Source organism: Stenotrophomonas sp. SMYL11 (genome assembly GCF_036320005.1).
Classification (GTDB): Bacteria; Pseudomonadota; Gammaproteobacteria; order Xanthomonadales; family Xanthomonadaceae; genus Stenotrophomonas; species Stenotrophomonas maltophilia_A.
In genome coordinates this window covers 1-21,014 of sequence record NZ_JAWIRS010000014.1, presented here as the reverse complement: position 1 = coordinate 21,014, position 21,014 = coordinate 1, and the positions used below count along the sequence as shown (strand labels likewise).

The 21,014-nt window shown below is 68.0% G+C and carries 21 protein-coding genes, 1 tRNA gene and 1 other RNA gene; 3 read left to right on the top strand and 20 right to left on the bottom strand.

The window, feature by feature from the left end:
* Positions 1-120: 120 nt before the first annotated feature.
* From V3B46_RS17250 to V3B46_RS17215, 8 genes are all read right to left on the bottom strand, one after another.
* Positions 121-966, bottom strand: coding sequence for a SirB1 family protein (locus tag V3B46_RS17250; protein WP_049400716.1), 846 nt, complete (start codon positions 964-966; stop codon positions 121-123).
* A 182-nt stretch (positions 967-1,148) separates the two neighbouring features.
* Positions 1,149-1,592, bottom strand: coding sequence for a DUF192 domain-containing protein (locus V3B46_RS17245; protein ID WP_154264322.1), 444 nt, complete (start codon positions 1,590-1,592; stop codon positions 1,149-1,151).
* Between the two features lie 21 nt (positions 1,593-1,613).
* On the bottom strand, positions 1,614-2,261 hold the full coding sequence (gene rpiA, locus V3B46_RS17240) for a ribose-5-phosphate isomerase RpiA (protein ID WP_006389802.1): 648 nt from the start codon (positions 2,259-2,261) through the stop codon (positions 1,614-1,616).
* Between the two features lie 22 nt (positions 2,262-2,283).
* Complete coding sequence (locus tag V3B46_RS17235; protein WP_014038354.1) at positions 2,284-2,763, bottom strand: EVE domain-containing protein; 480 nt, start codon at positions 2,761-2,763, stop codon at positions 2,284-2,286.
* Complete coding sequence (locus tag V3B46_RS17230; protein WP_329892438.1) at positions 2,760-3,353, bottom strand: 5-formyltetrahydrofolate cyclo-ligase; 594 nt, start codon at positions 3,351-3,353, stop codon at positions 2,760-2,762. The genes V3B46_RS17235 and V3B46_RS17230 overlap by 4 nt, the downstream gene beginning before the upstream one ends.
* Positions 3,354-3,436: 83 nt before the next feature.
* A non-coding RNA gene (gene ssrS, locus V3B46_RS17225) (6S RNA) lies at positions 3,437-3,622 on the bottom strand.
* A 98-nt stretch (positions 3,623-3,720) separates the two neighbouring features.
* Complete coding sequence (locus V3B46_RS17220) at positions 3,721-4,017, bottom strand: cell division protein ZapA (protein WP_006467013.1); 297 nt, start codon at positions 4,015-4,017, stop codon at positions 3,721-3,723.
* Positions 4,014-4,235, bottom strand: coding sequence for a TIGR02449 family protein (locus V3B46_RS17215; RefSeq protein WP_005410898.1), 222 nt, complete (start codon positions 4,233-4,235; stop codon positions 4,014-4,016). The genes V3B46_RS17220 and V3B46_RS17215 overlap by 4 nt, the downstream gene beginning before the upstream one ends.
* A 153-nt stretch (positions 4,236-4,388) precedes the next feature.
* On the opposite strand from V3B46_RS17215, the gene V3B46_RS17210 reads away from it, so the two are divergent.
* Both V3B46_RS17210 and V3B46_RS17205 read left to right on the top strand, forming a co-directional pair.
* On the top strand, positions 4,389-4,937 hold the full coding sequence (locus V3B46_RS17210; protein WP_032128368.1) for a YecA/YgfB family protein: 549 nt from the start codon (positions 4,389-4,391) through the stop codon (positions 4,935-4,937).
* Between the two features lie 5 nt (positions 4,938-4,942).
* Positions 4,943-6,265, top strand: a complete 1,323-nt coding sequence (locus V3B46_RS17205) for an aminopeptidase P N-terminal domain-containing protein (protein ID WP_329892484.1) — start codon at positions 4,943-4,945, stop codon at positions 6,263-6,265.
* Between the two features lie 552 nt (positions 6,266-6,817).
* On the opposite strand, the gene pepQ is transcribed toward V3B46_RS17205, so the two are convergent.
* The 7 genes from pepQ to rph form a co-directional block, all read right to left on the bottom strand.
* The gene (gene pepQ / locus V3B46_RS17200) at positions 6,818-8,149 is read right to left on the bottom strand and encodes a Xaa-Pro dipeptidase (protein ID WP_329892437.1); all 1,332 of its coding nucleotides are present in this window, start codon (positions 8,147-8,149) and stop codon (positions 6,818-6,820) included.
* A 75-nt stretch (positions 8,150-8,224) separates the two neighbouring features.
* Positions 8,225-8,599 carry a PilZ domain-containing protein gene (locus tag V3B46_RS17195; protein WP_329892436.1) on the bottom strand — a complete coding sequence of 125 codons (375 nt, stop codon included), beginning with the start codon at positions 8,597-8,599 and terminating at the stop codon, positions 8,225-8,227.
* Positions 8,596-10,875, bottom strand: a complete 2,280-nt coding sequence (locus V3B46_RS17190; protein WP_329892435.1) for a DUF1631 family protein — start codon at positions 10,873-10,875, stop codon at positions 8,596-8,598. Before V3B46_RS17190 ends, V3B46_RS17195 begins: the two co-directional genes overlap by 4 nt.
* Before the next feature lie 200 nt (positions 10,876-11,075).
* Positions 11,076-12,302, bottom strand: coding sequence for a radical SAM family heme chaperone HemW (gene hemW / locus V3B46_RS17185; protein WP_329892434.1), 1,227 nt, complete (start codon positions 12,300-12,302; stop codon positions 11,076-11,078).
* A 55-nt stretch (positions 12,303-12,357) separates the two neighbouring features.
* The gene (gene rdgB, locus V3B46_RS17180; RefSeq protein ID WP_329892433.1) at positions 12,358-12,954 is read right to left on the bottom strand and encodes an RdgB/HAM1 family non-canonical purine NTP pyrophosphatase; all 597 of its coding nucleotides are present in this window, start codon (positions 12,952-12,954) and stop codon (positions 12,358-12,360) included.
* Positions 12,951-13,340, bottom strand: coding sequence for a VOC family protein (locus V3B46_RS17175; protein WP_049464260.1), 390 nt, complete (start codon positions 13,338-13,340; stop codon positions 12,951-12,953). Before V3B46_RS17175 ends, rdgB begins: the two co-directional genes overlap by 4 nt.
* Positions 13,337-14,062 carry a ribonuclease PH gene (gene rph, locus V3B46_RS17170; RefSeq protein WP_014648280.1) on the bottom strand — a complete coding sequence of 242 codons (726 nt, stop codon included), beginning with the start codon at positions 14,060-14,062 and terminating at the stop codon, positions 13,337-13,339. Before rph ends, V3B46_RS17175 begins: the two co-directional genes overlap by 4 nt.
* A 124-nt stretch (positions 14,063-14,186) precedes the next feature.
* Here rph and V3B46_RS17165 point away from each other — a divergent pair, with 124 nt between their 5' ends.
* Positions 14,187-15,047, top strand: a complete 861-nt coding sequence (locus V3B46_RS17165; protein ID WP_329892432.1) for a YicC/YloC family endoribonuclease — start codon at positions 14,187-14,189, stop codon at positions 15,045-15,047.
* A 57-nt stretch (positions 15,048-15,104) separates the two neighbouring features.
* Here the strand turns inward: V3B46_RS17165 and selD are convergent, their stop codons facing one another.
* The 5 genes from selD to fdhE form a co-directional block, all read right to left on the bottom strand.
* Entirely contained in the window at positions 15,105-16,184 is a 1,080-nt protein-coding gene (selD, locus tag V3B46_RS17160; protein ID WP_329892431.1) for a selenide, water dikinase SelD, read from the bottom strand.
* A gap of 26 nt (positions 16,185-16,210) precedes the next feature.
* A tRNA-Sec gene (locus tag V3B46_RS17155) sits at positions 16,211-16,306 on the bottom strand.
* A 24-nt stretch (positions 16,307-16,330) separates the two neighbouring features.
* Positions 16,331-18,262, bottom strand: a complete 1,932-nt coding sequence (selB, locus tag V3B46_RS17150; RefSeq protein WP_329892430.1) for a selenocysteine-specific translation elongation factor — start codon at positions 18,260-18,262, stop codon at positions 16,331-16,333.
* A complete protein-coding gene (selA, locus tag V3B46_RS17145) occupies positions 18,259-19,683 on the bottom strand; it encodes an L-seryl-tRNA(Sec) selenium transferase (RefSeq protein ID WP_329892429.1) in 1,425 nt (474 codons plus the stop codon). Before selA ends, selB begins: the two co-directional genes overlap by 4 nt.
* Positions 19,684-19,687: 4 nt before the next feature.
* Entirely contained in the window at positions 19,688-20,671 is a 984-nt protein-coding gene (fdhE, locus tag V3B46_RS17140; protein WP_180838472.1) for a formate dehydrogenase accessory protein FdhE, read from the bottom strand.
* Positions 20,672-21,014 lie beyond the last annotated feature (343 nt).

Here is a 21,014-nt window from a genome sequence, read left to right as displayed (position 1 = left end):
GGGCCGGGGGGGTCCCCACGGCCTTTTCCGAGTGGGCCGTGGTGTTTTGTTTGCAATGGCCGCCGGGCATGGCCCGGCGCTACCGGTGGGTGCGGACCGTTGGTCCGCACACCGATAGTCTCAATGCAACCGCGGCACTGGCCCGCCGAGGTCGATCAGCTTCTCGCGCAGCCACTGCGCGTCGCTGGCTTCCGGGTTGCGCTTCAGATACTGCCCCAGGTCATGGCGGGCGCCGGCCAGGTACTCCAGCTGCAGGTAGGCCAGGCCGCGATCACGCAGCGCGTCGTCCTGCTCCGGGGCCAGCTTCAGCAGGCGGTCGGCACTGCGTGCGGCACGGTCCCATTCGCCCGCTTCGGCATACACACCGTGCAGGTTGCGCAGCATCCGCATCAGGATCGCGCGCGCAGGGGCTGGGTCGAGGATCTGCGCCAGCACCTGGTCGTCGGGCATCTGCCCGCCCAGGTGTGACTTGGCTCGCTCGCGCAGTTCGTCCACGTCCAGCGGGCGGCCGCCATTGAACGGGTCCATCACCAGCACGCCGTCGTCCACCGGCAGGCGCACCAGGAAGTGGCCGGGGAAGGACACGCCGTCGAGCGGGATTCCCAGCCGGCGCGCGACTTCCATCTGCACCAGCGCCAGCGAGATCGGGTTGCCCAGGCGGCGCTCGAATACCTGGTTGAGGTAGCTGTTGCGCGGGTCGTAGTACTCGTCGTGGTCGCCGCTGTAGCCAAGCTCGTCGAACAGATGGCGGTTGATCGCCGCCATCTTCAACGGGCTGTTGTCGATGCTGTCCACTTCCGAACGAAGGTGGTCGACATGGCTCTGGATCAGCGCGTCGTAGGTGGACGGCTGCAGATCGGGGTATTCATCGCGCGCGATCAGCAGCGCGGTCGGCAACAGTGGCAGCGCCTCGTCTTCGAGGTCGGCCAGTGCATCCCAGTCGGGGAGTGAGATCTGGTCCTGCATGGCCACAGACTGGCGGCAATTGCAGGCGGTTTCAAGCGGTGTCGCGTGAAAAAGTCACAGCCCGGGTCGATGGGCTTCTGGCGGGTGTGGACCTTGGTCCACACCGTAGCCTGCCAGCGCGCGGCAGGTCAGTGCCGACCAAGGTCGGCACCTGCCGGTCCTCCTCAATGCAGGTCGAGGATCTACTCGATGCCCGGGCCGAAGGTCAGCTGGGTGCCGTCCTTCAGCTTGAGCTTCTCGGCCTGACCGGCGTTGAGCTCCAGCACATAGCGCGCCGGTCCACCGCTGGGGTAGGGCGGGCACATGTCGCCGGCCGAGCACGGCGGCACATCGCGCTGCTGGCTGACCAGCTTGCGCTGGCTGTCGAAGTACAGGATGTCCAGCGCAAGCTTGGTGTTCTTCATCCAGTACGCCTGCATTTCCTCGCGGTCGTGGATGAACAGCATGCCGTGATCGGCGGCCATCTGGTCGCGGAACATCAACCCGCGTGCGCGGGTTTCATCGTTGGTGGCCAGCTCCACCTGGTAGCGGGCACCATCCAGCTCGACCCAGTGGCGGGCCGCATCGGTGGCACAACCGGCCAGGGCCAGCAGAGGAAGCATCAGCAGCGAACGCAACAGCGACATCGTCAGGATCCTTCGAAAGGGTCAGAGCACGACCGGCGGCTCGCCACCGACGATCACCACATCAGCGCGGCGGCGTGCGAACAGGCCGACACAGACCACGCCGGGCAGCTGGTTGAGCTCGCGCTCCAGCTTTTCCGGATCGGTGATCTGCAGGTTGTGGATGTCCAGGATCTGGTTGCCGTTGTCGGTGACCACGCCTTCGCGCCAGGTCGGCTGGCCGCCGGTCATGTCGCGGATCTGGCGGGCGACCAGGCTGCGCGCCATCGGGATTACTTCCACCGGCAGCGGGAACTTGCCCAGCACCGGCACCTGCTTGCTCGGGTCGACGATGCAGATGAAGCGCTCGCTGGCCTCGGCGATGATTTTCTCGCGGGTCAGCGCGGCACCGCCGCCCTTGATCAGGCACTTGTTGGCGTCGCACTCATCGGCGCCGTCCACGTACAGCGACAGGTTGCCGCTGTGGTTCAGCTCGATCACCTCGATGCCGTGCTGCTTCAGGCGCGCGGTGCTCTGTTCGGAGCTGGACACGGCGCCCTTGATGCGGTGCTGGATGCGGGCCAGGGCATCGATGAAATAGGCCACGGTGGAACCGGTGCCGACACCGACGATCATGCCGTCTTCTACGTACTCGATGGCTTTCTCGGCGGCCAGGCGCTTGGCTTCGGACATGGGAGAACTCTCAGGCAGGGAATCAGGATTTCTTTTCCAGCGACAGCAGCAGCTTCCACTGCGCGGCGGTCACCGGGAACACCGACAGGCGGTTGCCCTTGGCAACCAGCGGGAAGCCTTCGCCCAGCGCTTCGGCGTGCAGCTTGATCTCGTCCAGCGCAATCACCTGCTTGAGCTTGCGGTCGAAGGCCACGTCCACCAGCATCCAGCGCGGGTTTTCGCGCGTGCTCTTGGGGTCGTGGTAGTCGGATTTCGGATCGAACTGGGTGTCGTCCGGGTAGGCCGGGCTGGCCACCGTGGCCAGGCCGACGATGCCCGGCACCTTGGTATTGGAGTGGTAGAACAGGATGCCGTCGCCCACCTGCATGCCATCGCGCATGAAGTTGCGCGCCTGGTAGTTGCGCACCCCGTTCCAGGGTTCGACCTTGACCTTGGCCAGGTCATCGATGGAGAAGGCGTCCGGTTCGGACTTCATCAGCCAGTAGCGCTTGCGGGCGGTCATGCGTTCACGGGGGCAGCGGAGGGGAACAGGGTGCCGTCTTCGGTGCAGATCGCATCCACCGGTACGTCCCACGACGCCACCGGCAAGGACTCGACCTGCTGCACCGCGAATGCAGCACCGACCAGCCAGGGCGGCGCCGGCCGATCGTGGCGGAAGGCGAAGCTGCGATCATACCAGCCGCCCCCCATGCCCAGCCGCCGGCACTGTGTGTCGAAGCCCACCAGCGGGGTCACCACCACCGCCATCTGCGACGGTTCCAGGGTGTCTTCCATCGCCACGTCCGGCTCGGGAATGCCATAGCGGTTGCTGGTCAGCGGCTGCCCGGGCCGCCACGGCGCGAAGCGCAGCACGTCGCCGGCCAGCACTGGCAGGCAGTAGGTGAGTCCTTCGGGCAGCTGCAGTTGCCAGCGGTGCAGGGCGATTTCGCCATCCAGCGCCCAGTAGCCGGCCACGGCGCCTTCGCGCGGGGCGAACGGCAGGGTCAGCAGGGCGTCGGCGAGGGATTCTGCGGCGGCGATGCGCTCAGCGGCGGAAAGGTCGCGGCGGCGTTGCCGCAGGTCGTGGCGCAGGGCCTGGCGCGGGTCGGTCATGGCAGCGTGCGGCAAGGATCAGCCGTCATTGTGCCGGAAAGAACAAGGGCGACGCCCGAAGACGCCGCCCTTGCTGGAATATTGCATTCTCCGCAATGTCGATGCATGCGAAACGACCTTGAACCCGGGGGCTCAAGTGGGAACGCTGGAGAACCATCGGGCTTCCCGCTACAAGGCGGACCTGCACTCCCGGCGCTGTCGCGCTCCCGGTGTCGTTCTTAAGGGACAAGGCGAATGTTTGCACATGCCGTCGAGTACCGCAGAGAACGCGTGGCCATTATAGCCAGCACGCAGGATCTGGATAGGCCGTTCGTCGGCAACAGTCCGTGCCAATTCAGATATGAGAAGACGCGTTGTGCGCGTTTCTTCAGGCGCCGCCGTCGATCGCGCGGTCCAGGCGCCGGTTCAGGTCGGCCAGCGTCTGCTGCAGCGCCACCGCCTGGCGGGCGTTCTCATCGCGCAGCAGCTGCAGTTCGTGGGCCAGGTTCAACGCCGCCAGCACCGCGACGCGGTCGACTGCGGCCATGCGGTTGCTGCCGCGGATCTCGCGCATGCGCGCATCGAGCAGGCGCGCGGCGGCCATCAGGCTGTCGCGTTCATCGCCGCCGACGCCCACGGTGTATTCACGATCGAGGATGCGGACACTGACCGGTTCGGCGCTCATGTGTGCTGCTCCAGGGATTTGAGCCGGCTGATCATTGCTTCCACCCGCGAGCGTGCCTGCTCGTTCTTGGCCAGCAGCGTGGAACGCTCGGCCACCAGCTGTTCCTGCTGGTGGCGCAGGCTGCGGTTCTCCTCGGCCAGGCGCTGGTTGCGTTCAAGCAACGCTTCCACGCGGGCAGCGAAGTCCTGCAGCTGGGCAAGGGGATCGGCGGGTTCCATACGGGCACGATAGGCAAGCCGGGTAAGGGCGGTCAAGCGTTGTCGCAGCAGGGCCTGACGGCCGCAGAGAGGATGCCGTCGGGTTGCTACACTACGGGGTCTCACGGGCGCGCACGTGCGTGCCCCGGGTTTCCTTTCCGAACGAGCCGCACGATGACCGAACTTCCCTCCGTCGACGACGTTACCCGCGCCAGCCAGGAACTGGGCCTGGGCGCCACCGCTGCCGAGCTGCACGGCGCACTGTGCGGCTGGTTGGCCGCCGGTGGTGCCCCCGGCAATGATTGGCCGGCGCGTGTGCTGGCCGACGACAACCTGCCGCCGGTGGCCGCCGACAGCGTGCTGGGGCAGCTGCTGCAGGTCACCATCAAGCAACTGGAAGACCGCGACTTCGCCTTCGAACTGCTGCTGACCGACGGCGACGACGTGTCCGCGCAGGCCGATGCCATGTTCAGCTGGACCCGTTCCTTCCTGGGCGGCTTCGGCCTGGGCAGCGGCGGCCGCCGCCCGACCCTGTCCGAAGAGGGCGAAGAAGCGCTGACCGACATGGCCAGCCTGGCCCGTGCCTCCAGCGAGGATTTCGAGGCCGGTGGCGATGACGATGACGAAGCCCTGTCCGAGATCGAGGAGTTCATCCGCGTGGCGGTGCTGCTGCTGCACGGTGACGTGGTGCTGGCCTCGCGCCATCGGCAGCGCCTGAACTGATGGACATCAAGCAGCGCACCGGCATCGCGGCCGGCGAGTACAAGCGTCGCCGCCGCCAGCTGATGGACATGGCCGGCGAGGACGCGATCCTGGTGCTGCCGGCTGCGGCCGAGAAGGTGCGCAGCCTCGATACCCATTACCCGTTCCGGCAGGATTCGGACTTCCAGTACCTGAGCGGCTTCCCGGAGCCGGAAGCGGTGCTGGTGTTGATCCCGGGCCGCCGCCACGGCGAGGCCATCCTGTTCTGCCGCGAGCGCGATGCCGAGCGCGAGGCCTGGGACGGCAGCCGCGCTGGCCAGGAAGGTGCGGTGGCGCAGTACGGAATGGACGATGCGTACCCGATCGATGATCTGGACGACATCCTGCCGGGCCTGCTGGAAGGGCGCTCGCGCGTCTATTACCACTTCGGCCGCGACGCCGACTTCGACCTGAAGCTGATCGGGTGGGTCAACCGCGTGCGTTCGCAGGTGCGCCACGGCGCGCAGCCGCCGCATGAGTTCCTGGAGCTGGGCCACCTGCTGCATGAGCAGCGCCTGTTCAAGTCCGGCGCCGAAGTGGCGTTGATGCACCACGCCGCGCAGATCAGCGTGCGTGCGCATCTGGCAGCAATGAAGGCGGCCAGGGCAGGCATCCACGAGTACGAACTGCAGGCGGAGCTGGAACGCGTGTTCCGCGCCAACGATGCCGTGCCGGCCTACTGCAGCATCGTCGGTGCCGGTCGCAACGGCTGCATCCTGCATTACCGCGACAACAACGCACGTTCGCGCGATGGCGAGCTGGTACTGATCGACGCCGGTGCCGAATACCGCGGCTATGCCAGCGACATCACCCGCACCTTCCCGGTGAACGGCCGCTTCAGCGCCGAACAGCGCGCGCTGCACGACCTGGTCGGTGAGGCGCAGGCCGCGGCACTGGCCCAGGCCAAGCCGGGCGTGGCCTACGAGATGGGTCACCTGGCGGCGGTGCAGACCCTGACCGAAGGCCTGCTGCGGCTGGGTCTGCTCAAGGGCACGCTGGAGAAGAACCTGTCCGAGGGCCTGTACCAGCGCTTCTACCGGCACAAGACCGGGCACTGGATCGGCATGGACGTGCACGACGTGGGCGATTACCGCCTGGCGGGCGATTCGCGCCTGCTGGAGCCGGGCATGGCGTTCACCATCGAGCCGGGGCTGTATGTCGGCGTGGACGACACGACGGTGGAACCGCGCTGGCGCGGTATCGGCATCCGTACCGAGGATGACGTGCTGATCACCGATGACGGCCATCGCGTGCTGACCGAAGGCCTGGCGCGCAGCGCCGACGAGATTGAAGCGGTGATGGCGGGGTAAGGGGCTTCGGCAGGGCTTGCAGCCCTGCACCTGCAGAGGCAACAGCCAAAGCCAAAGCCAAAGCGGGCTATCCGTGGGATGGCGGGGCACTGTGGGTTTGCGGGGACGCCGTGAATCCATCCTTGGAGGCTTGGTCGCCGCATCCATGCGGCTCACACCCCGCACACCCACAGTGCCCCGCCTTCGACAGGTTCCTGCGGCTGTTGGTGGGTACCGACCGTTGGTCGGCACATCTGTCAGATATCGAATGAATCCTCCACGCATGGCGTGGATCTACTGGCAATTGCGGTTGTTGGAACGCGCGGCTGTTGGTAGGTGTCGACCTTGGTCGACACAGAGCGAGCGCAGCGAGCGACCCGCTTTTGCTTTTCTTTTTTCTTTTCCGTGGTTGAACGCGCGCAAGACACTGTCAGAGGTGGGGCGGGGGGGGGGGGGGGGGGGGGGGGGGGGGGGGGGGGGCGGGCCCCCCCCCCCCCCCCGGCCCCTCCCCGCCCCCCCCCCCCCCGCCCCGCCAAGCGCGGCTTTTGCTCCAAGCGGCCAACCACGAGGGGCTCAGCCGTTCGCCGCCGCAAACTCCGGCCGCGTCAGGTTGTCCGCTTCGCCCTCGGTGCACAGCACCTCGTCTTCGATGCGGATGCCGCCATACGGACGGAAGAAGTCCACGCGGTCCCAGTTGATCGCATCGCCATGGCCGGCATCCTTCACTTCATTCAACAGCATGTCGATGAAGTACAGGCCCGGTTCGATGGTCACCACCATGCCCGGCTCCAGCACGCGGGTCAGGCGCAGGTACGGATGGCCCGCCGGGCGCTCGATGCGGCCACCCTCGTCGCTGGCTGCGAAACCGGCCACGTCGTGCACCTGCAGGCCGATCAGGTGACCGATGCCATGCGGGAAGAACGCGGCGCTGACGCCGGTTTCCACTGCGGTCTGCGGCGAGACCTTGATCACCCCGAAGTCCTTCAGCACGCCCATCAGCGAAAGATGTGCGTCCACGTGCAGCTGCTTGTAGTCGAAGCCCGGGCGCACCGCTGCGCACATCTGCTGCTGGGCAGCGTCGACGGCGGCGATCATCGCCGCGAATTCGTCGTGGCCCTGTGCGGCGTAGGTACGGGTGATGTCGCTGGCGTAGCCGTGCGCGCTGGCACCAGCATCGATCAGGAAGCTGCGCAGCGGCTGCGGCGCCTTGCGGCCCAGCTCGGTGTAATGCAGCACGGCGGCATGTTCGTTCAGCGCCACGATGTTGCCGTAGGGCAGCTCGTTGGCGTCCTGGCCAACTGCCTGGCAGTACGCCATGTGGATGCTGAACTCGTCGGCGCCGTTGCGGAACGCTGCTTCGGCGGCATGGTGGCCGCGCACGCCCAGCACCTGCGCCTGGCGCATCAGCGCGATTTCATACGGCGTCTTGCTGCCGCGGTGCCATTCCAGGTAGTTAACCACCGGTGCCGGGTTGTTCGGCACGTAGTTGCCCAGCGTGCTCTGCGGCTCGCCGAGGATCGCGCAGCGCGACGGGTCGGCCGGCAGCAGGGCCAGTGCCTCTTCGGGCTTGCGGATGATGTGGATGTCGAAGTGCTCCACCCACCAGCCACTCGGTGCGTCCGGTACCACGTGCCAGTAATCGAACGGCTGGTGGAAGATCACGGCCGGGCGCTTGCCCGGGGTGAACACGATCCAGCTGTTGGGCACGCGGGTCAGCGGCAGCCAGGCCTTGAACTGCGGATTCACCGCATACGGGTAGTCGCGGTCGTCGAACACCTGGTAGTGCAGGGTGCCGCTGGGCACCACCAGGTGATCGAAGCCGCCGCGGGCCAGCGCCTGTTCGGCGCGTCGGCACAGCACGGCCAGGTGGTCGGAATACAGGGCGCCGGGGTCTTGCTGGATCATTGCGGTGGCTCGACACGGAAAACGGCCCTAGATTCTGCCGCATACCGCGAAAAACCGCTGTGCCGGAACCGGCACTCAGACCGTCGAAACCGGTCCCTCGTTGCTGTCCTCGCCCACCCACTGGCGCAGCAGCTGCCGATGTTCGCGTGACAGGGTCAGGAAGCGGAAGCCGGTCCAGCTCTGCCCGGGTACGTGCGCGGGCTCGCTCCACAGCAGGTGCACGCCCACGTCGATGGCCTGCTGGCGGCCATCACCCAGTGGCAACGGGAAGCGCAGCTGGTACAGCGCATCTTCGCGCAGCGGCACGCTGGCCAGCATCAGCATGCCGGTTTCGGAAACATTGCCCAAGCGCCCGACCACGCACTCGCGCATCTGGTCGGTGACCGGCACCAGGTCCGAGACCTGGCGGCGCGGTGCGCGACGGGTGTCCTGTGGCGGCTGGGTGTTCATGCGGAGATCTCCTGCGTGTGGCCGGCCGCCAGCGCACGCAATGCGCCAAGGCTGGCTTCCCAGGCGCGGTCGACCAGCCGGGCCTTGTCTTCGGTGACCAGCTGCGCACGGCCGGCGCTGATCTGCCGGGCCAGCGTATCCAGGTCGGTATCGGCAATCTTCTGCCCGCGCGGATTGACGAACAGCGCGTTGCCGGTCAGCAGGCTGTACCAGGACAGGCGCTGGCGGCGCAGCGTGCCATCACCGGTATCGATGTCGAACCAGCTGCCGAACGGCAGCGTGGACAGCTGCTGGTAGGCGGCTTCTTCGGCACTGCTGCGGGGCGTTGCAGGCGAGGTGCCGGTGGGCGCACCAGCGTGCTCGCCCAGGCGCGCACGTGCCTTCAGGCGGGCACTGAGTTCGGTACGCGTGGTGCTCTCGTCCTCGCCGCCTGGCGTAGCGAGCCTGCGCGCGACGGCGGCGGCTTCTTCGGCGTGGTAGCCGACCTGCAGCAGGGCGGCCTCGACGTCGGCGGCGAGCGCGGCATCGGTACCGCCGGGGGCATCGACGGCCTGCGCGGTGATGGCGGCGATGCGCTGGGTCTGCTGCAGGCGTTCCTGCCACTGCGGTGAGTCGTCGCCGTGGCGCAGGCGGGTGAGGGTCAGTGCATCGGCCCAGGCCTGGCGCAACAGGGTCTGCACGAAGCGCGGTGGCGACTGCGTGTCGCAGCACTGGTCGATCTGTGCGGTGGCCTGGCGACGGGCCAGTTCCAATCGTTCCTTGCCGCGCGCGGCTTCCACGTGGCGGCGCTCGGCCAGTTCGGCACGATGGGCCGCCGCGCGCTGGTGCTGCTGCACGTCTTCGTTGGCGGCGGCAAAGGCCTCCGGTGCGCGCGCATCCTGCCCCAGCAGGCCCTGCACGCTCTGCGCCATGCGCTGCAGCAGCTGCGGGTCGACATCGTCGTCGCCCAGCCAGTTGGCGCCGACTTCGGCGATCTGGTTGAGCAGCTCACGCGCGGGGTGTTCGTCGCGCACGAAGAAGCCGGGGTCGGCCATGGCCGCGCGTGCCAGGGGCACCTGCAGGCGGGCCAGCAGGGCGGCCGGCACCGGATCGGGACGCTGCTGCTGTTGCACCTGCTGCATCAGCATGCGCAGCAGGTCCAGGTTGTCCCGGTCGTGACTGCCCAGCTGGGCCTGCGCACCATGCTCGCTGCGCAGCTGCGCGACCACGGCCGCCTGCAGGTCGGCCACGCCGGTTGCCGCACTGGACTGAGCCTGCAGGCGCGCGAGTACCGCGTCGACTGCCGCGCTGGGCACTGTGCCGCTGTCCGCCGGGGCAGGGTTGGCGTGCCGGGCCTGCTGCAGCAGCTCATGCAAAGCACTGCCGGTGGATGTGGTCACACCCGGCGTGGCGGAGCCGGCTGCGCCAACCTCGTGGAAGGCGTCCTGTACCAGGCTGGACCAGGAGCCGGCCGGTGCCGAACCGTTCCAGCCGGTCAGGGGGGCCGCGCTGCGCTTGGCCGGCTGCGTGGTGCGGCCGCCACCCACCGACTGGGTGATGATCCGGCGCGTGCTCGACGAGCGTGCCAGGTAAGGGGTGTAGACCAGGCCGGGTAGCACGCCGTGCTGGGCCAGCAGGGCATTGGCACGGTCAAGGATATCGCCCAGCCGTTCAAGGACCTGCCGTTCGAAACTGCGATACAGCGCCAGCTGTACCTCGACGCTCAGCGCGTCCTGTTCGGCAATCCGGCGCACCATCGCGCACAGTGCCTGCGGCGCCAGCGGCAGGGTGTCGGCCTCGAAGGCCGGCGCCGCCGCCAGTACCCCCAGGCGTTGGCCCAGCAGGTTCAGTGTGTTGGTTGAACGCAGGGTTTCGCGCCGCACCATCTCGGTCAGCAGCAGGTCGCGATCCACTTCGTGCTCATCAACCAGCGACAGCCCGAGCATGCCCGGCAGTGCTGGCGGCGTAGCGCTGGTGCTGACACCGCTGGCCGGTTCGCGCAACCGCGCGAGGGCGTCGGCAACGGCATCGAGCATGCGGTCGGCGAAGTGGCCGGCGAAGGCGTGCAGCTGTCCACGCTGGGCCATCAGCTCGGCCTGCTGCTGCGGATTGCGTGCGCGATCGGCGTCGTGCAGCAGGGTCTGCTCCAGCGCTTCGACAGTCAGGATCAGGGGCGCGGCCAACGTCTGCCGGCACAGGCCGATCAGCGCGCCCAGCAGCTCACGTACCCGCGGTGGCAGGTCGCTGGCGGCCAGGCGGTTCTTGTCGGCAGGAGTGATGGAAAAGACAGCTGACATCGGCAGGCGGTACCCGGATTCCCGCGGATCGATCTGGTGAATCTACCGTGTCGGCCGCAGTCGGCGCTACTTTAGGGCGAATGTGCATCCCGTTAGCCAGGCATGGCCCGACCGATGAACGGTAGTGCCGGCCGCTGGCCGGCAACCCGCGCCGATCGAGCTGCCTGCCAGCGGCCGGCACTACCCCTGTCAGGCGAGGATCACTCCTCCAGGAACAGGCTCACCACATCGTTGGTGAAGCGGCGGCCCAGTTCGGTCGGCTGCACATGGCCATCCGTCACGTCCAGCCAGCCGCGCTGCACGGCCTCGGCCAGCGGTGCATCCAGCACGCTGCGCGACAGCCCGGTACGCGACTCGAAATCGCGCAGGCCGAAGCCTTCGTGCAGGCGCAGCAGATTCAGCATGTACTCGAAGGGCAGGCGCTCAGGCGCGATCACATCGTCACCCCCGAACGAGGCCGGGGTGCCCGCGCTGTCCAGATAAGCCTGCGGATGCTTCAGCTTCCAGCGGCGCAGCACGTGCTCCTCGGCGCCCGAGCTGATCTTGCCGTGCGCGCCGGCACCGATGCCCAGGTAGTCGCCGAAACGCCAGTAGTTCAGGTTGTGTGCGCTCTGCCGGCCAGCGCGCGCGTAGGCGCTGACCTCGTACTGTCCGAAGCCGGCCTGCGCCAGCAGTGCCTGGCAGTGTTCCTGCATGTCCCAGGCGTTGTCTTCATCGGGAATGCCCTGCGGCGGTCGTGCGAAGAACACCGTGTTCGGTTCCAGGGTCAGCTGGTAATGCGAGATGTGCGCCGGCTGCAGCGCGAACGCGCGCTCCAGGTCAGCCTCGGCACCGGCCAGGGTCTGTTCCGGCAGCGCGTACATCAGGTCGATGTTGAAGTTGTCATAGCCCGCGTCCTGCGCCATTTTCACCGCGCGTTCGGCCTCGCCACTGTCGTGGATGCGGCCCAGGCGCTTGAGCATCACATCGTCGAAACTCTGGATGCCGAAGCTGAGGCGGTTCACGCCGGCTGCACGGTAGCGGTCGAAACGGCCATGCTCGGTCGTGCCCGGGTTGGTTTCCAGGGTGATCTCGGCATTGGGCGCGAAGCGCAGGCGCGCGCTGGCCTGTTGCAGGAAGCGGTCGATCGCTTCCGGCGGGAACAGGCTGGGTGTGCCGCCACCGAAGAACACACTGTGCACCACCCGGCCCCAGACCAGCGGCAGGTCCTGGTCGAGGTCGCGCAGCAGTGCATCGATGTAGGCATCGAACGGCAGCTCGCCCTTGGCCTGGTGCGAATTGAAATCGCAGTACGGGCACTTGCGCACGCACCACGGCAGGTGAACGTACAACGACAGCGGGGGCGGCACGAGGCGCGGCGCGGTGTCATGGTCGCCTGGGCAGGCTTCGCCGGGCAGGTGGTTGCAGTGGTCGTGGGCGTGCGGCATGGGCTTCTTCGGTAGTGCCGGCCGCTGGCCGGCTTCCCTGTTTGATCGGGTGGCGTCAGAACAGCGTCGCCAGCTGCTGCTTGAGCTGCTGCAGGGCAAGGGCGCGGTGGCTGATGGCGTTCTTCAGGGCCGGCTCCATTTCCGCGGCGGTCAGGCCATGGGTGGTGTCCAGGAACACCGGGTTGTAGCCGAAACCATTCGTGCCGCGCAGTTCACGGATGATCTGGCCCTCCCAGCGACCTTCGCAGATCAGCGGCTGCGGATCGGTGGCGTGGCGCAGCAGCACGATCACCGCATAGAAGCGGGCGCTGCGCTGGCCATCGGGGATGTCGGCCATCGCCTCCAGCAGCTTGGCGTTGTTGGCTGCGGCATTGGTCGGGTGGCCGGCATAGCGCGCGCTGTACAGGCCCGGCGCACCGCCGAGGGCATCGACGATCAGGCCCGAATCATCGGCCAGCGCCGGCAGGCCGGTCGCTTCGCAGGCCGCGCGTGCCTTCAGCAGCGCGTTCTCGACGAAGGTCAGGCCGGTCTCTTCCACGTCGCCCAGGCCCAGCTCGGCGGCCGAGGTGATCTGCAGCGGCAGGTCGGCGAGGATCTCCTGCATCTCCACAAGCTTGCCGGCGTTGTGGCTGGCCAGTACCAGTTTCTTCATTGACGGGGCTCCAGCAGGTCCCAGGTGTTGCCATACAGATCGCGGAACACCGCGACCGTTGCATAGGGTTCTTCGCGCGGTGCTTCCAGGAACTCGACCCCGGCGGCCAGCATCGCCGCGTGGTCGCGGTGGAAGTCGTCGGTGTTGAGGAAAAAGGCGACACGGCCACCGGTCTGGTTGCCGATACGGCTGCGCTGTTCCTCGTCACTGGCGCGTGCCAGCAACAGGGCGGCAGCGCTGCCGTCGGTCGGGCCGACCACCACCCAGCGCTTGTGGCCCTGGTCGATGTCCTCCAGCAGCGCGAAGCCGAGCTTACCGGTGTACCAGGCAATGGCTTCGTCGTAGTCGGCCACCACCAGGGTGGTCAGGGCAAGGCGCCGGTTCATGCCGACAGCGCTGCCTGCTGCGCGGCCAGCAGCTCGGCCACGCCCTTCTCGGCCAGGCCCAGCAGCGCGTCCAGCTCGTCGCGACGGAAGGCGTGGCCTTCGGCGGTGCCCTGCAGCTCGATGAAGCCACCACCGTCGTTCATCACCACGTTCATGTCGGTGTCGCAGTCGCTGTCTTCGGCGTAGTCCAGGTCCAGCACCGGGGTGCCGCGGTACACGCCCACCGACACGGCGGCCACTGCGCCCAGGACCGGGTTGCGCTTGATGTCGCCACGCTTCATCAGCACGTTCACCGCATCGACCAGCGCCACGTAGGCGCCGGTGATGGCGGCGGTGCGGGTGCCACCGTCGGCCTGCAGCACGTCGCAGTCGAGGGTGATGGTGCGTTCGCCCAGCGCATTGCGGTCCACGCAGGCACGCAGGCTGCGGCCGATCAGGCGCTGGATCTCCAGCGTGCGCCCGCCCTGCTTGCCACGCGCGGCTTCGCGGTCGCTGCGGGTGTGGGTGGCGCGCGGCAGCATGCCGTATTCGGCGGTCACCCAGCCTTCGCCCTTGCCGCGCAGGAAGCCCGGCACGCGGTTCTCGACGCTGGCGGTGCACAGCACACGGGTTTCACCAAAGCACACCAGCACCGAACCTTCGGCGTGGCGGGTGAAGCCGCGTTGGATGACGACCGGGCGGAGCTGGTCGGGCTGGCGGCCGCTGGGGCGGGAATCGGACATGGTGCGGGTTCCGTAATGGCGAGGGAGTACGCCGCCACGCCCGCAGCCTTCACGGGGCGGGCAAGGGGGCTCTGGTGAGGGCGCTAGGGTACCATTCCCCCTTTGCACGCACCGGACACAATCCATGATTCGAAGCATGACCGCCTATGCCGGCGGCGAGCGGGTCACCCCGTGGGGCACGCTGGGCTGCGAGCTGCGCTCGGTCAACCACCGCTTCCTGGAGGTCGGCACCCGCCTGCCCGAGGAACTGCGGGCGCTCGAACCGCAGCTACGCGAGCGTATCGCCTCACGCCTGAGCCGCGGCAAGCTGGATCTGGTGATGCGCCTGCGCGCGCCGGAAGCGGCCGCCAACCTGCAGGTGGACGAGGCCCTGCTGGGCCAGCTGGGCCGCCTGGCCCACCGCCTGACCTCCGATTTCCCCAACCTGCAGGTCAGCTTCACCGATCTGCTGCAGCTGCCGGGCGTGACCCGCGGCGAGGCCACCGATGCTGCGGCCCTGCAGCTCGAGGCACTGGCCCTGCTGGACCAGGTGCTGGACGGCTTTGTCGAGGCCCGTGAGCGCGAAGGCGGCAAGTTGTCCGCGGCCATCAGCGAGCGCGTGGACGGCACCGAACGCATTGCCTCCGAAGTCCGCACCCTGATTCCGGCCATTCGCGACGGCCAGCGCGCCAAGCTGGCCGCCCGACTGGCCGACCTGCCGCACCCGGTCGACCCCGGCCGCGCCGAGCAGGAGCTGGTGCTGTGGTTGCAGAAGCTGGATGTGGATGAGGAACTGGACCGCCTCGGCAGTCACATCGTCGAGATCCGCCGCGTGCTCAAGCAGCGCGAGCCGGTCGGCCGCCGCCTGGACTTCCTGCTGCAGGAGTTCAATCGCGAAGCCAACACGCTGGGCTCGAAGTCGGTGGACAGCCGTACGTCCAATGCGGCGGTGGAGCTGAAGGTGCTGATCGACCAGATCCGCGAACAGGTGCAGAACATCGAGTGATGTTGCATCCAGCGCTACAGCAGGGGCGCCTTCGGGCGCCCTTGTCGTTTCAGCGCATCAGCGCACGCTGACGCCCGCCGCTCCCTCGCCCAATCGCCCCACCACGGCCGCCTGGCCGAATCCCGCGTCGTGGAAGCTGGCCAGCACCGCATCCACTGCCTCCGGGGCGCAGGACACCAGCAGCCCGCCACTGGTCTGCGGATCGGTCAGCACTGGCTGCCAGTGGGCGGCCAAGCCCTCGGCGAATCGCACCTCGGCGCCATAGGAAGCCCAGTTGCGGTTGGATGCGCCGGTCACGCAGCCGTGCCGCAGCAGGTTTAGGGTCTGTGGCAGCAGCGGGACCTGCGCACTGTCCACCTCGGCAGCCACGCCACTGGCGCGGCACACTTCCAGCAGGTGGCCGAGCAGGCCGAAGCCGGTGACGTCGGTCATGGCATGCACGCCGTCCAGCGCGGCAAGGGGCACGCCCACGCTGTTCAGGCGGGTGGTCGACGCGATCATCTGCTGGTAGCCCTCGGCATCCAGCATCTCCTTCTTCAGTGCCGACGAATACACGCCCACGCCCAACGGCTTGCCCAGCACCAGTACATCGCCGGCGCGGGCATCGGCATTGCGCTTGAGCCGCTGCGGATCGAGCACACCGATCGCGGCCAGGCCGTAGATGGGTTCCACCGAATCGATGCTGTGGCCGCCGGCAACCACGATGCCGGCATCGGCGCAGGCGCGTTCACCCCCCTGCAGGATGCCGCGGATGGTGTCCTGCGGCAGCGAATTGATCGGCATGCCGACAATGGCCAGTGCGAACAGCGGGCGCGCGCCCATCGCGTACAGGTCCGACAGCGCGTTGGTGGCGGCAATGCGGCCGAAGTCGAACGGGTCGTCGACAATCGGCATGAAGAAATCGGTCGTGGCGACGATCGCCTGATGGTCATCCAGGCGGTACACCGCCGCGTCGTCGCTGGTCTCGCGGCCGACCAGCAGTTCGGCCGGTGCGGGAAGCGCTGGAACGCCACGCAGCAGTTCGGTCAGCACACCCGGCGCGATCTTGCAGCCGCAGCCACCGCCATGCGCGAGAGACGTCAGTCGTTGCGGGGCATCGGCCGTTGAAGGAGCAGGGGACTGCGCGTGCGTGGCCATGCCGACATCTCCTGCGGAAACACGAATGGCGGAAGGCAGCAGGAGTCGAACCTACCAGGGAACGATCGACGCCCCCTACTGGGTTTGAAGCCCAGCCGCATGCCCGGATGCGCATGCCTTCCGAAAGTACGGCGGTACCGGTGGGCTCAGTCGCGGGCCGCGTTCCACTGCAGGTCGCCGCGCGGCCGATGCTGGTCACCGACGCGTCGAGTGTAGCCAACGCGATTGAAGAACTCCAAGATCTGGATGCTGCGTTTGCGGCCCAGGCCGATGGCATCGCGGAAGGCCGCCGCATCCACCGTGCCGCTGGCCTGTGACAGCTGCGCGACGATGGCAGCGAGTTCGGCAATGCGCGCGGGTGCATAGAACAGGTCCGGTACCACCTGGAACAGTTCACCACGTGCGGCGGCGCGGCGCAGGACGGCGCGGACCTCGTCTTCGGCCAGTCCGGCGTCGACGGCCAGGGTGCGCACCCACGGCGGATCGAAGCCACCGGCGTGCAGTTGCGGCAGCACGCGTTCCAGCAGAAGGCGTTCGCGTTCCGGCGGCGCATGGTCATGGCCGGGCAGGCGCCACCACGCGCCCACGCGCTGCAGCGTGCCATCGGCCAGCAGGTCCTGCAGCAGCGCATTCCACAGGTCGCTCGCCAGCGTGGGCAGGGTGCTTCGCTGCAGGCGTCCGCTGTCGACGCCGGGTTCGTCCGGGCGTCGTTCATGCCAGCCGCGCAGCGAGGTGATCACCTGCTCGCGCAGCGCCTGCCAGTGCGAGGCGAGGATGATCACCGCGTCATCGCGGGTAGTGATGCGTCGCGCGTCCTCGGGCAGGTCGATGCTGTCGGCAGCGCGTCGGCAATAGCGTTGCAACGCGGTGAGGGGAATGCCGGCAGGTGCCTGCTGCAGCAGCGGGCCGATTCCCGTGCCTGCGGCCAGTTGCTCCAGTGCTCCCAGCCACGCCAGACGCGCAGGGCTGCGCCGACGCCGCTGCGGAGGATCCGGATCGAGCACGACGCCACCGCCCAGTGTATGGGTGGCCGCTGAATCACGGGCGATGAAACGATCGCCACACATCGCGCAGACTGGTGCATCGAACACCAGCTGCACCAACTGACCATCGCCGTGGTCGTGGTCTTCCAGCAGCACCACATGGGCCTGCCGGTGCATCGTGCCCCAGTGGATGTGCAGCGGTGACCAGTCGCGCAACGGTGCGGCCAACGCGGACAGCCGCAGTCGCACATCAACGCGGGTAGTGGCCAGCAGTGCGCGCGCGTCGGCAATCCAGTCGCCACGGCGGATGTCGTCGCGGGCGATAGCGGCCAGGTTCAGTGCGCAGCGTTGCCCGGCCATCGCGTGCTCGCTGGCCTGGTTCTGCGCATGGATGCTGCGCACGCGCACGTCGGTGGCGGTCGGCATCAGCTGCAGATGCTCACCCACCGCGGCGATGCCGCCATGTACCGCGCCGGTCACCAGCGTGCCGTGGCCGGCCAGCGAGAACACACGGTCCACCGGCATGCGGAACAGTTCGCTGCGCAGCTTGGCCTGGCGCGTGCTGGCGTCGTCCGCTGCCCACGCGTGCAGCTGGATACGTAGTGCGCTGGTGCCGGCATCGTCGGGTGCGGTGCTGTTGCAGGCGAACAGAGGAGAATCCTGCAGCGGCGTCGCAGCCAGCAGCGCGGCAATCTCGATTTCAACACGGGCGAGGCGCGCCGCATCCACACGGTCGATCTTGGTCAGGGCCACCGCGCCACGATCCACGCCCAGCAGCTGCAGGATGGCCAGATGCTCGCGGGTCTGGGGCATCACGCCGTCGTCGGCAGCGATCACCAGCAGGGCGACATCGATACCCGTGGCGCCGGCCACCATCGTATGCATGAAGCGCTCATGGCCTGGCACGTCGACGAAGCCCAGGGTCGCAGCCGGGCCTTCGGCGTCCCTGCTTTCCACCGGGACATAGGCATAGCCCAGTTCGATCGATATACCGCGCGTTCGCTCTTCCTGCAGGCGATCGGTTTCGATGCCGGTCAGTGCGCGTACCAGGCTGGTTTTGCCATGGTCGATATGCCCGGCGGTGCCGACGATCATGCCTGCAGCGCGCTCCATTGGGCGAGGAAGTCGGCTTCGTCGGCCGGTTCCAGGCAGCGCAGGTCCAGCCACAGCGCGTCATCGGCAATGCGGCCCAGCACTGGCCGCGGCAGCTGACGCAAGCGCTTGGCCAGGCGATCCAGTCCGGCACGGCGCGCGCTGGTAATGCGCAGTCCGGCGCTGGCCAGCTGCGCCTGTGGCTGGGCGCCGCTGCCGATCTGGCTCTGCATTGATGCCCGTTCAAGATCGTAGTCGGCGGCGAGCACGGATCGCATCGGCTGCAGCAGGCGCTGAGCCTGCACATCGATGTCCTCCTGCGTGCGTGACAGGGTGCGCAGGGTCGGCAGCCGCTGTGCCAGCAGCTCCGGTTCGCGGTACAGGGCCAGCACCGCTTCCAGTGCGGCCAGGCCCATCTTGTCCATGCGCAGTGCCCGCTTGAGCGGGTTGCGGTTGATCCGTGCAATCAGGTCGGCGCGGCCGGCGATGATGCCGGCCTGCGGACCGCCCAGCAGCTTGTCGCCACTGAACGACACCAGATCGGCGCCGGCCGCCAGCGTTTCCTGCACGGTGGGCTCGTGCGGCAGGCCGAAGGCCGCCAGATCGCACAGGCTGCCACTACCCAGGTCCACCACCAGCGGCAGGCCGTGCTCGTGCGCGATCGCGGCCATCGCCGCGGTGTCGACCTTGGCGGTGAAGCCGGTGATCGCGTAGTTGCTGGCGTGCACCTCCATCAGCAGCGCGGTGCGCGTGCCGATGGCATTGGCGAAGTCAGCCGGATGGGTACGGTTGGTGGTGCCGACTTCCAGAAGCCGCGCACCGGCACTGCGCATCACGTCGGGAATGCGGAAGGCGCCACCGATCTCCACCAGCTCGCCGCGTGACACCACCACGTCGCGGCGGTTGGCCAGGCTGTTGAGCAGCAGCAGGACCGCCGCCGCATTGTTGTTGACCACAGTGGCGGCTTCAGCGCCGGTCAGTTCGCAGATCAATGCCTGCACCCGTGCATCGCGGTCGCCGCGACGGCCGCGGCTGATGTCGAATTCAAGATCCACCGGCGCGGTCATCGCGCGGGTGACCGCGTGCACGGCGGCATCCGGCAGCAAGGCGCGGCCGAGATTGGTGTGCAGCACGGTGCCGGTCAGATTGAACATCGGCTGCAGATCCTGCCGTGCGTCAGCGGCCAGTGCGGCCTCGACTGCTGCCACCAGCGCCGGGCCGTCAACCGCTTCCTGCAGCTGCGTGGCCGAGAGCTGGCCGGCGCTGATACGGTCGCGCAGCGCCTTCAGGTGCGAACGCAGCAGCTGGGTGATACGGCTGCGGCCGTGGCACTCGATCAGTGCTGCCAAGGCAGGCAGACGCAGCAACCGGTCCAGCGAGGGCAGGGCAGCGGCCGATGCCGGGGTGGGGGGCGTGGCTGTCATCGCCTCACTCGCCGTCGGATTGCCACAGCAGCGGATTCTGGCTGGCACGCGCATAGCCCTCCTCTGCCAGCAGCAGATCCAGCGCCAGCGTGCCGAGGTCATCGGCCACCGGCTCCAGCGACGGGTCTTTCTCCAGATACAGGATCTTGCGATAGCTGTGGCAGTGGTCGCAGGTCTCGGCCCGGACCGCGCTCTCGCGCACCGCCTCGCCGCTGTCGCCGTCCACATCGGCCAGGGCGCGGTAGGCGATGTCCTTGCCGGCGGCACCACACTGGCTGCACTGCACGCGCACGTAGTGCCACTGGCAGGCACACAGCGAGCACGACAGGTAGCGGTAGGAGGCATAGGGCGGCCGCGCCTGCACCACGCTGACCACCGGCAGGGTGCCGCACAGCGGGCACAGCCCCGGTGCATCGGCCAGCGGCTTCAGCTCGGTGGGGCGGAAGCTGTCCGCCAGCACCGCCCAGTAGACCTGCAGCGCGTTCATCACCAGCAGCGCAGCCACCGCATCCACCGACGGCGCGTCATCACGCTCCAGCACCGCATGCGCCTGCGCATCCAGCCACCCGTCATCGGCAGCAGCAACGCGCTGCAGTTCCTGGCGGGTTTCCGCCGGCAGGCCGGCTTCTTCAGCGCAGTGCTGGCATAGCGTGCGCAGCCAGCCGCGCCAGCGTCCATCCAGCTGAAGTGTGTTGGCGGGCCGCAACGGCATCCCGGCGCCGGCTGCCGCACTCGACTGCTGTGCACGCGCCTGTGCCTGAAGTTCCTCGCGTTGCTGCGGTGTCAGATCCTCCAGCAGCGCCTGCTGCGCATCGGCCAACGCCGCCAGCAGCTGCAGGTAACCACCGATGGCACTGTGTGCAGCCAGACTGCGCAGGCGGTCCGCACGTCCGGCAAACAGCGACGCGGTATCGGGCAGGATGATGCGCGGAACATCGCGCGAGGCCAGCGTCTCGATCTCACCGGGTTCAAGGATGCGTTGCGCCATGCAGGGCCAGCCAGAAGAACCAGGCTCCATCCTCGCCGTTGTCGACGCTGGCGTCCAGCGCATTGCAGGCCATTTGAAATGGTTGGGGTCAGATCCGTTTTCCATAGGAAAACGGATCTGACCCCATCGGTTGTTGCCGTGTTCATTGTGTCGACCAAGGTCGACACCCACCAACAGCAACGCAGAACGCCGTCCCGACAGATCACAGGAACCTGTCGAAGGCGGGGTGGGTCCGGTTGCGGGGGCGTGAGCCGCATGGGCCCGAGGCATGCCTCGGGCGGGTTGGGCAGGACGCCCAACCCCGGTCTTGCCGTGTGCGCAGGACTGCGCACACGAGCAAGCG

Excerpts from the sequence above, each read along its gene's own strand:
- V3B46_RS17220 (WP_006467013.1), bottom strand. The coding sequence starts at position 4,017 with ATGAGCGCCGAACCGGTCAGTGTCCGCATCCTCGATCGTGAATACACC.
- V3B46_RS17230 (WP_329892438.1), bottom strand. The coding sequence starts at position 3,353 with ATGACCGACCCGCGCCAGGCCCTGCGCCACGACCTGCGGCAACGCCGC.
- V3B46_RS17190 (WP_329892435.1), bottom strand. The coding sequence starts at position 10,875 with ATGTCAGCTGTCTTTTCCATCACTCCTGCCGACAAGAACCGCCTGGCC.
- V3B46_RS17250 (WP_049400716.1), bottom strand. The coding sequence starts at position 966 with ATGCAGGACCAGATCTCACTCCCCGACTGGGATGCACTGGCCGACCTC.
- V3B46_RS17215 (WP_005410898.1), bottom strand. The coding sequence starts at position 4,235 with ATGGAACCCGCCGATCCCCTTGCCCAGCTGCAGGACTTCGCTGCCCGC.
- rph (WP_014648280.1), bottom strand. The coding sequence starts at position 14,062 with ATGTCCGATTCCCGCCCCAGCGGCCGCCAGCCCGACCAGCTCCGCCCG.
- rpiA (WP_006389802.1), bottom strand. The coding sequence starts at position 2,261 with ATGTCCGAAGCCAAGCGCCTGGCCGCCGAGAAAGCCATCGAGTACGTA.
- V3B46_RS17175 (WP_049464260.1), bottom strand. The coding sequence starts at position 13,340 with ATGAACCGGCGCCTTGCCCTGACCACCCTGGTGGTGGCCGACTACGAC.
- V3B46_RS17245 (WP_154264322.1), bottom strand. The coding sequence starts at position 1,592 with ATGTCGCTGTTGCGTTCGCTGCTGATGCTTCCTCTGCTGGCCCTGGCC.
- V3B46_RS17195 (WP_329892436.1), bottom strand. The coding sequence starts at position 8,599 with ATGAACACCCAGCCGCCACAGGACACCCGTCGCGCACCGCGCCGCCAG.
- V3B46_RS17210 (WP_032128368.1), top strand. The coding sequence starts at position 4,389 with ATGACCGAACTTCCCTCCGTCGACGACGTTACCCGCGCCAGCCAGGAA.
- pepQ (WP_329892437.1), bottom strand. The coding sequence starts at position 8,149 with ATGATCCAGCAAGACCCCGGCGCCCTGTATTCCGACCACCTGGCCGTG.
- selD (WP_329892431.1), bottom strand. The coding sequence starts at position 16,184 with ATGGCCACGCACGCGCAGTCCCCTGCTCCTTCAACGGCCGATGCCCCG.
- hemW (WP_329892434.1), bottom strand. The coding sequence starts at position 12,302 with ATGCCGCACGCCCACGACCACTGCAACCACCTGCCCGGCGAAGCCTGC.
- V3B46_RS17235 (WP_014038354.1), bottom strand. The coding sequence starts at position 2,763 with ATGACCGCCCGCAAGCGCTACTGGCTGATGAAGTCCGAACCGGACGCC.
- fdhE (WP_180838472.1), bottom strand. The coding sequence starts at position 20,671 with ATGGCGCAACGCATCCTTGAACCCGGTGAGATCGAGACGCTGGCCTCG.
- selA (WP_329892429.1), bottom strand. The coding sequence starts at position 19,683 with ATGACAGCCACGCCCCCCACCCCGGCATCGGCCGCTGCCCTGCCCTCG.
- rdgB (WP_329892433.1), bottom strand. The coding sequence starts at position 12,954 with ATGAAGAAACTGGTACTGGCCAGCCACAACGCCGGCAAGCTTGTGGAG.
- V3B46_RS17165 (WP_329892432.1), top strand. The coding sequence starts at position 14,187 with ATGATTCGAAGCATGACCGCCTATGCCGGCGGCGAGCGGGTCACCCCG.
- selB (WP_329892430.1), bottom strand. The coding sequence starts at position 18,262 with ATGATCGTCGGCACCGCCGGGCATATCGACCATGGCAAAACCAGCCTG.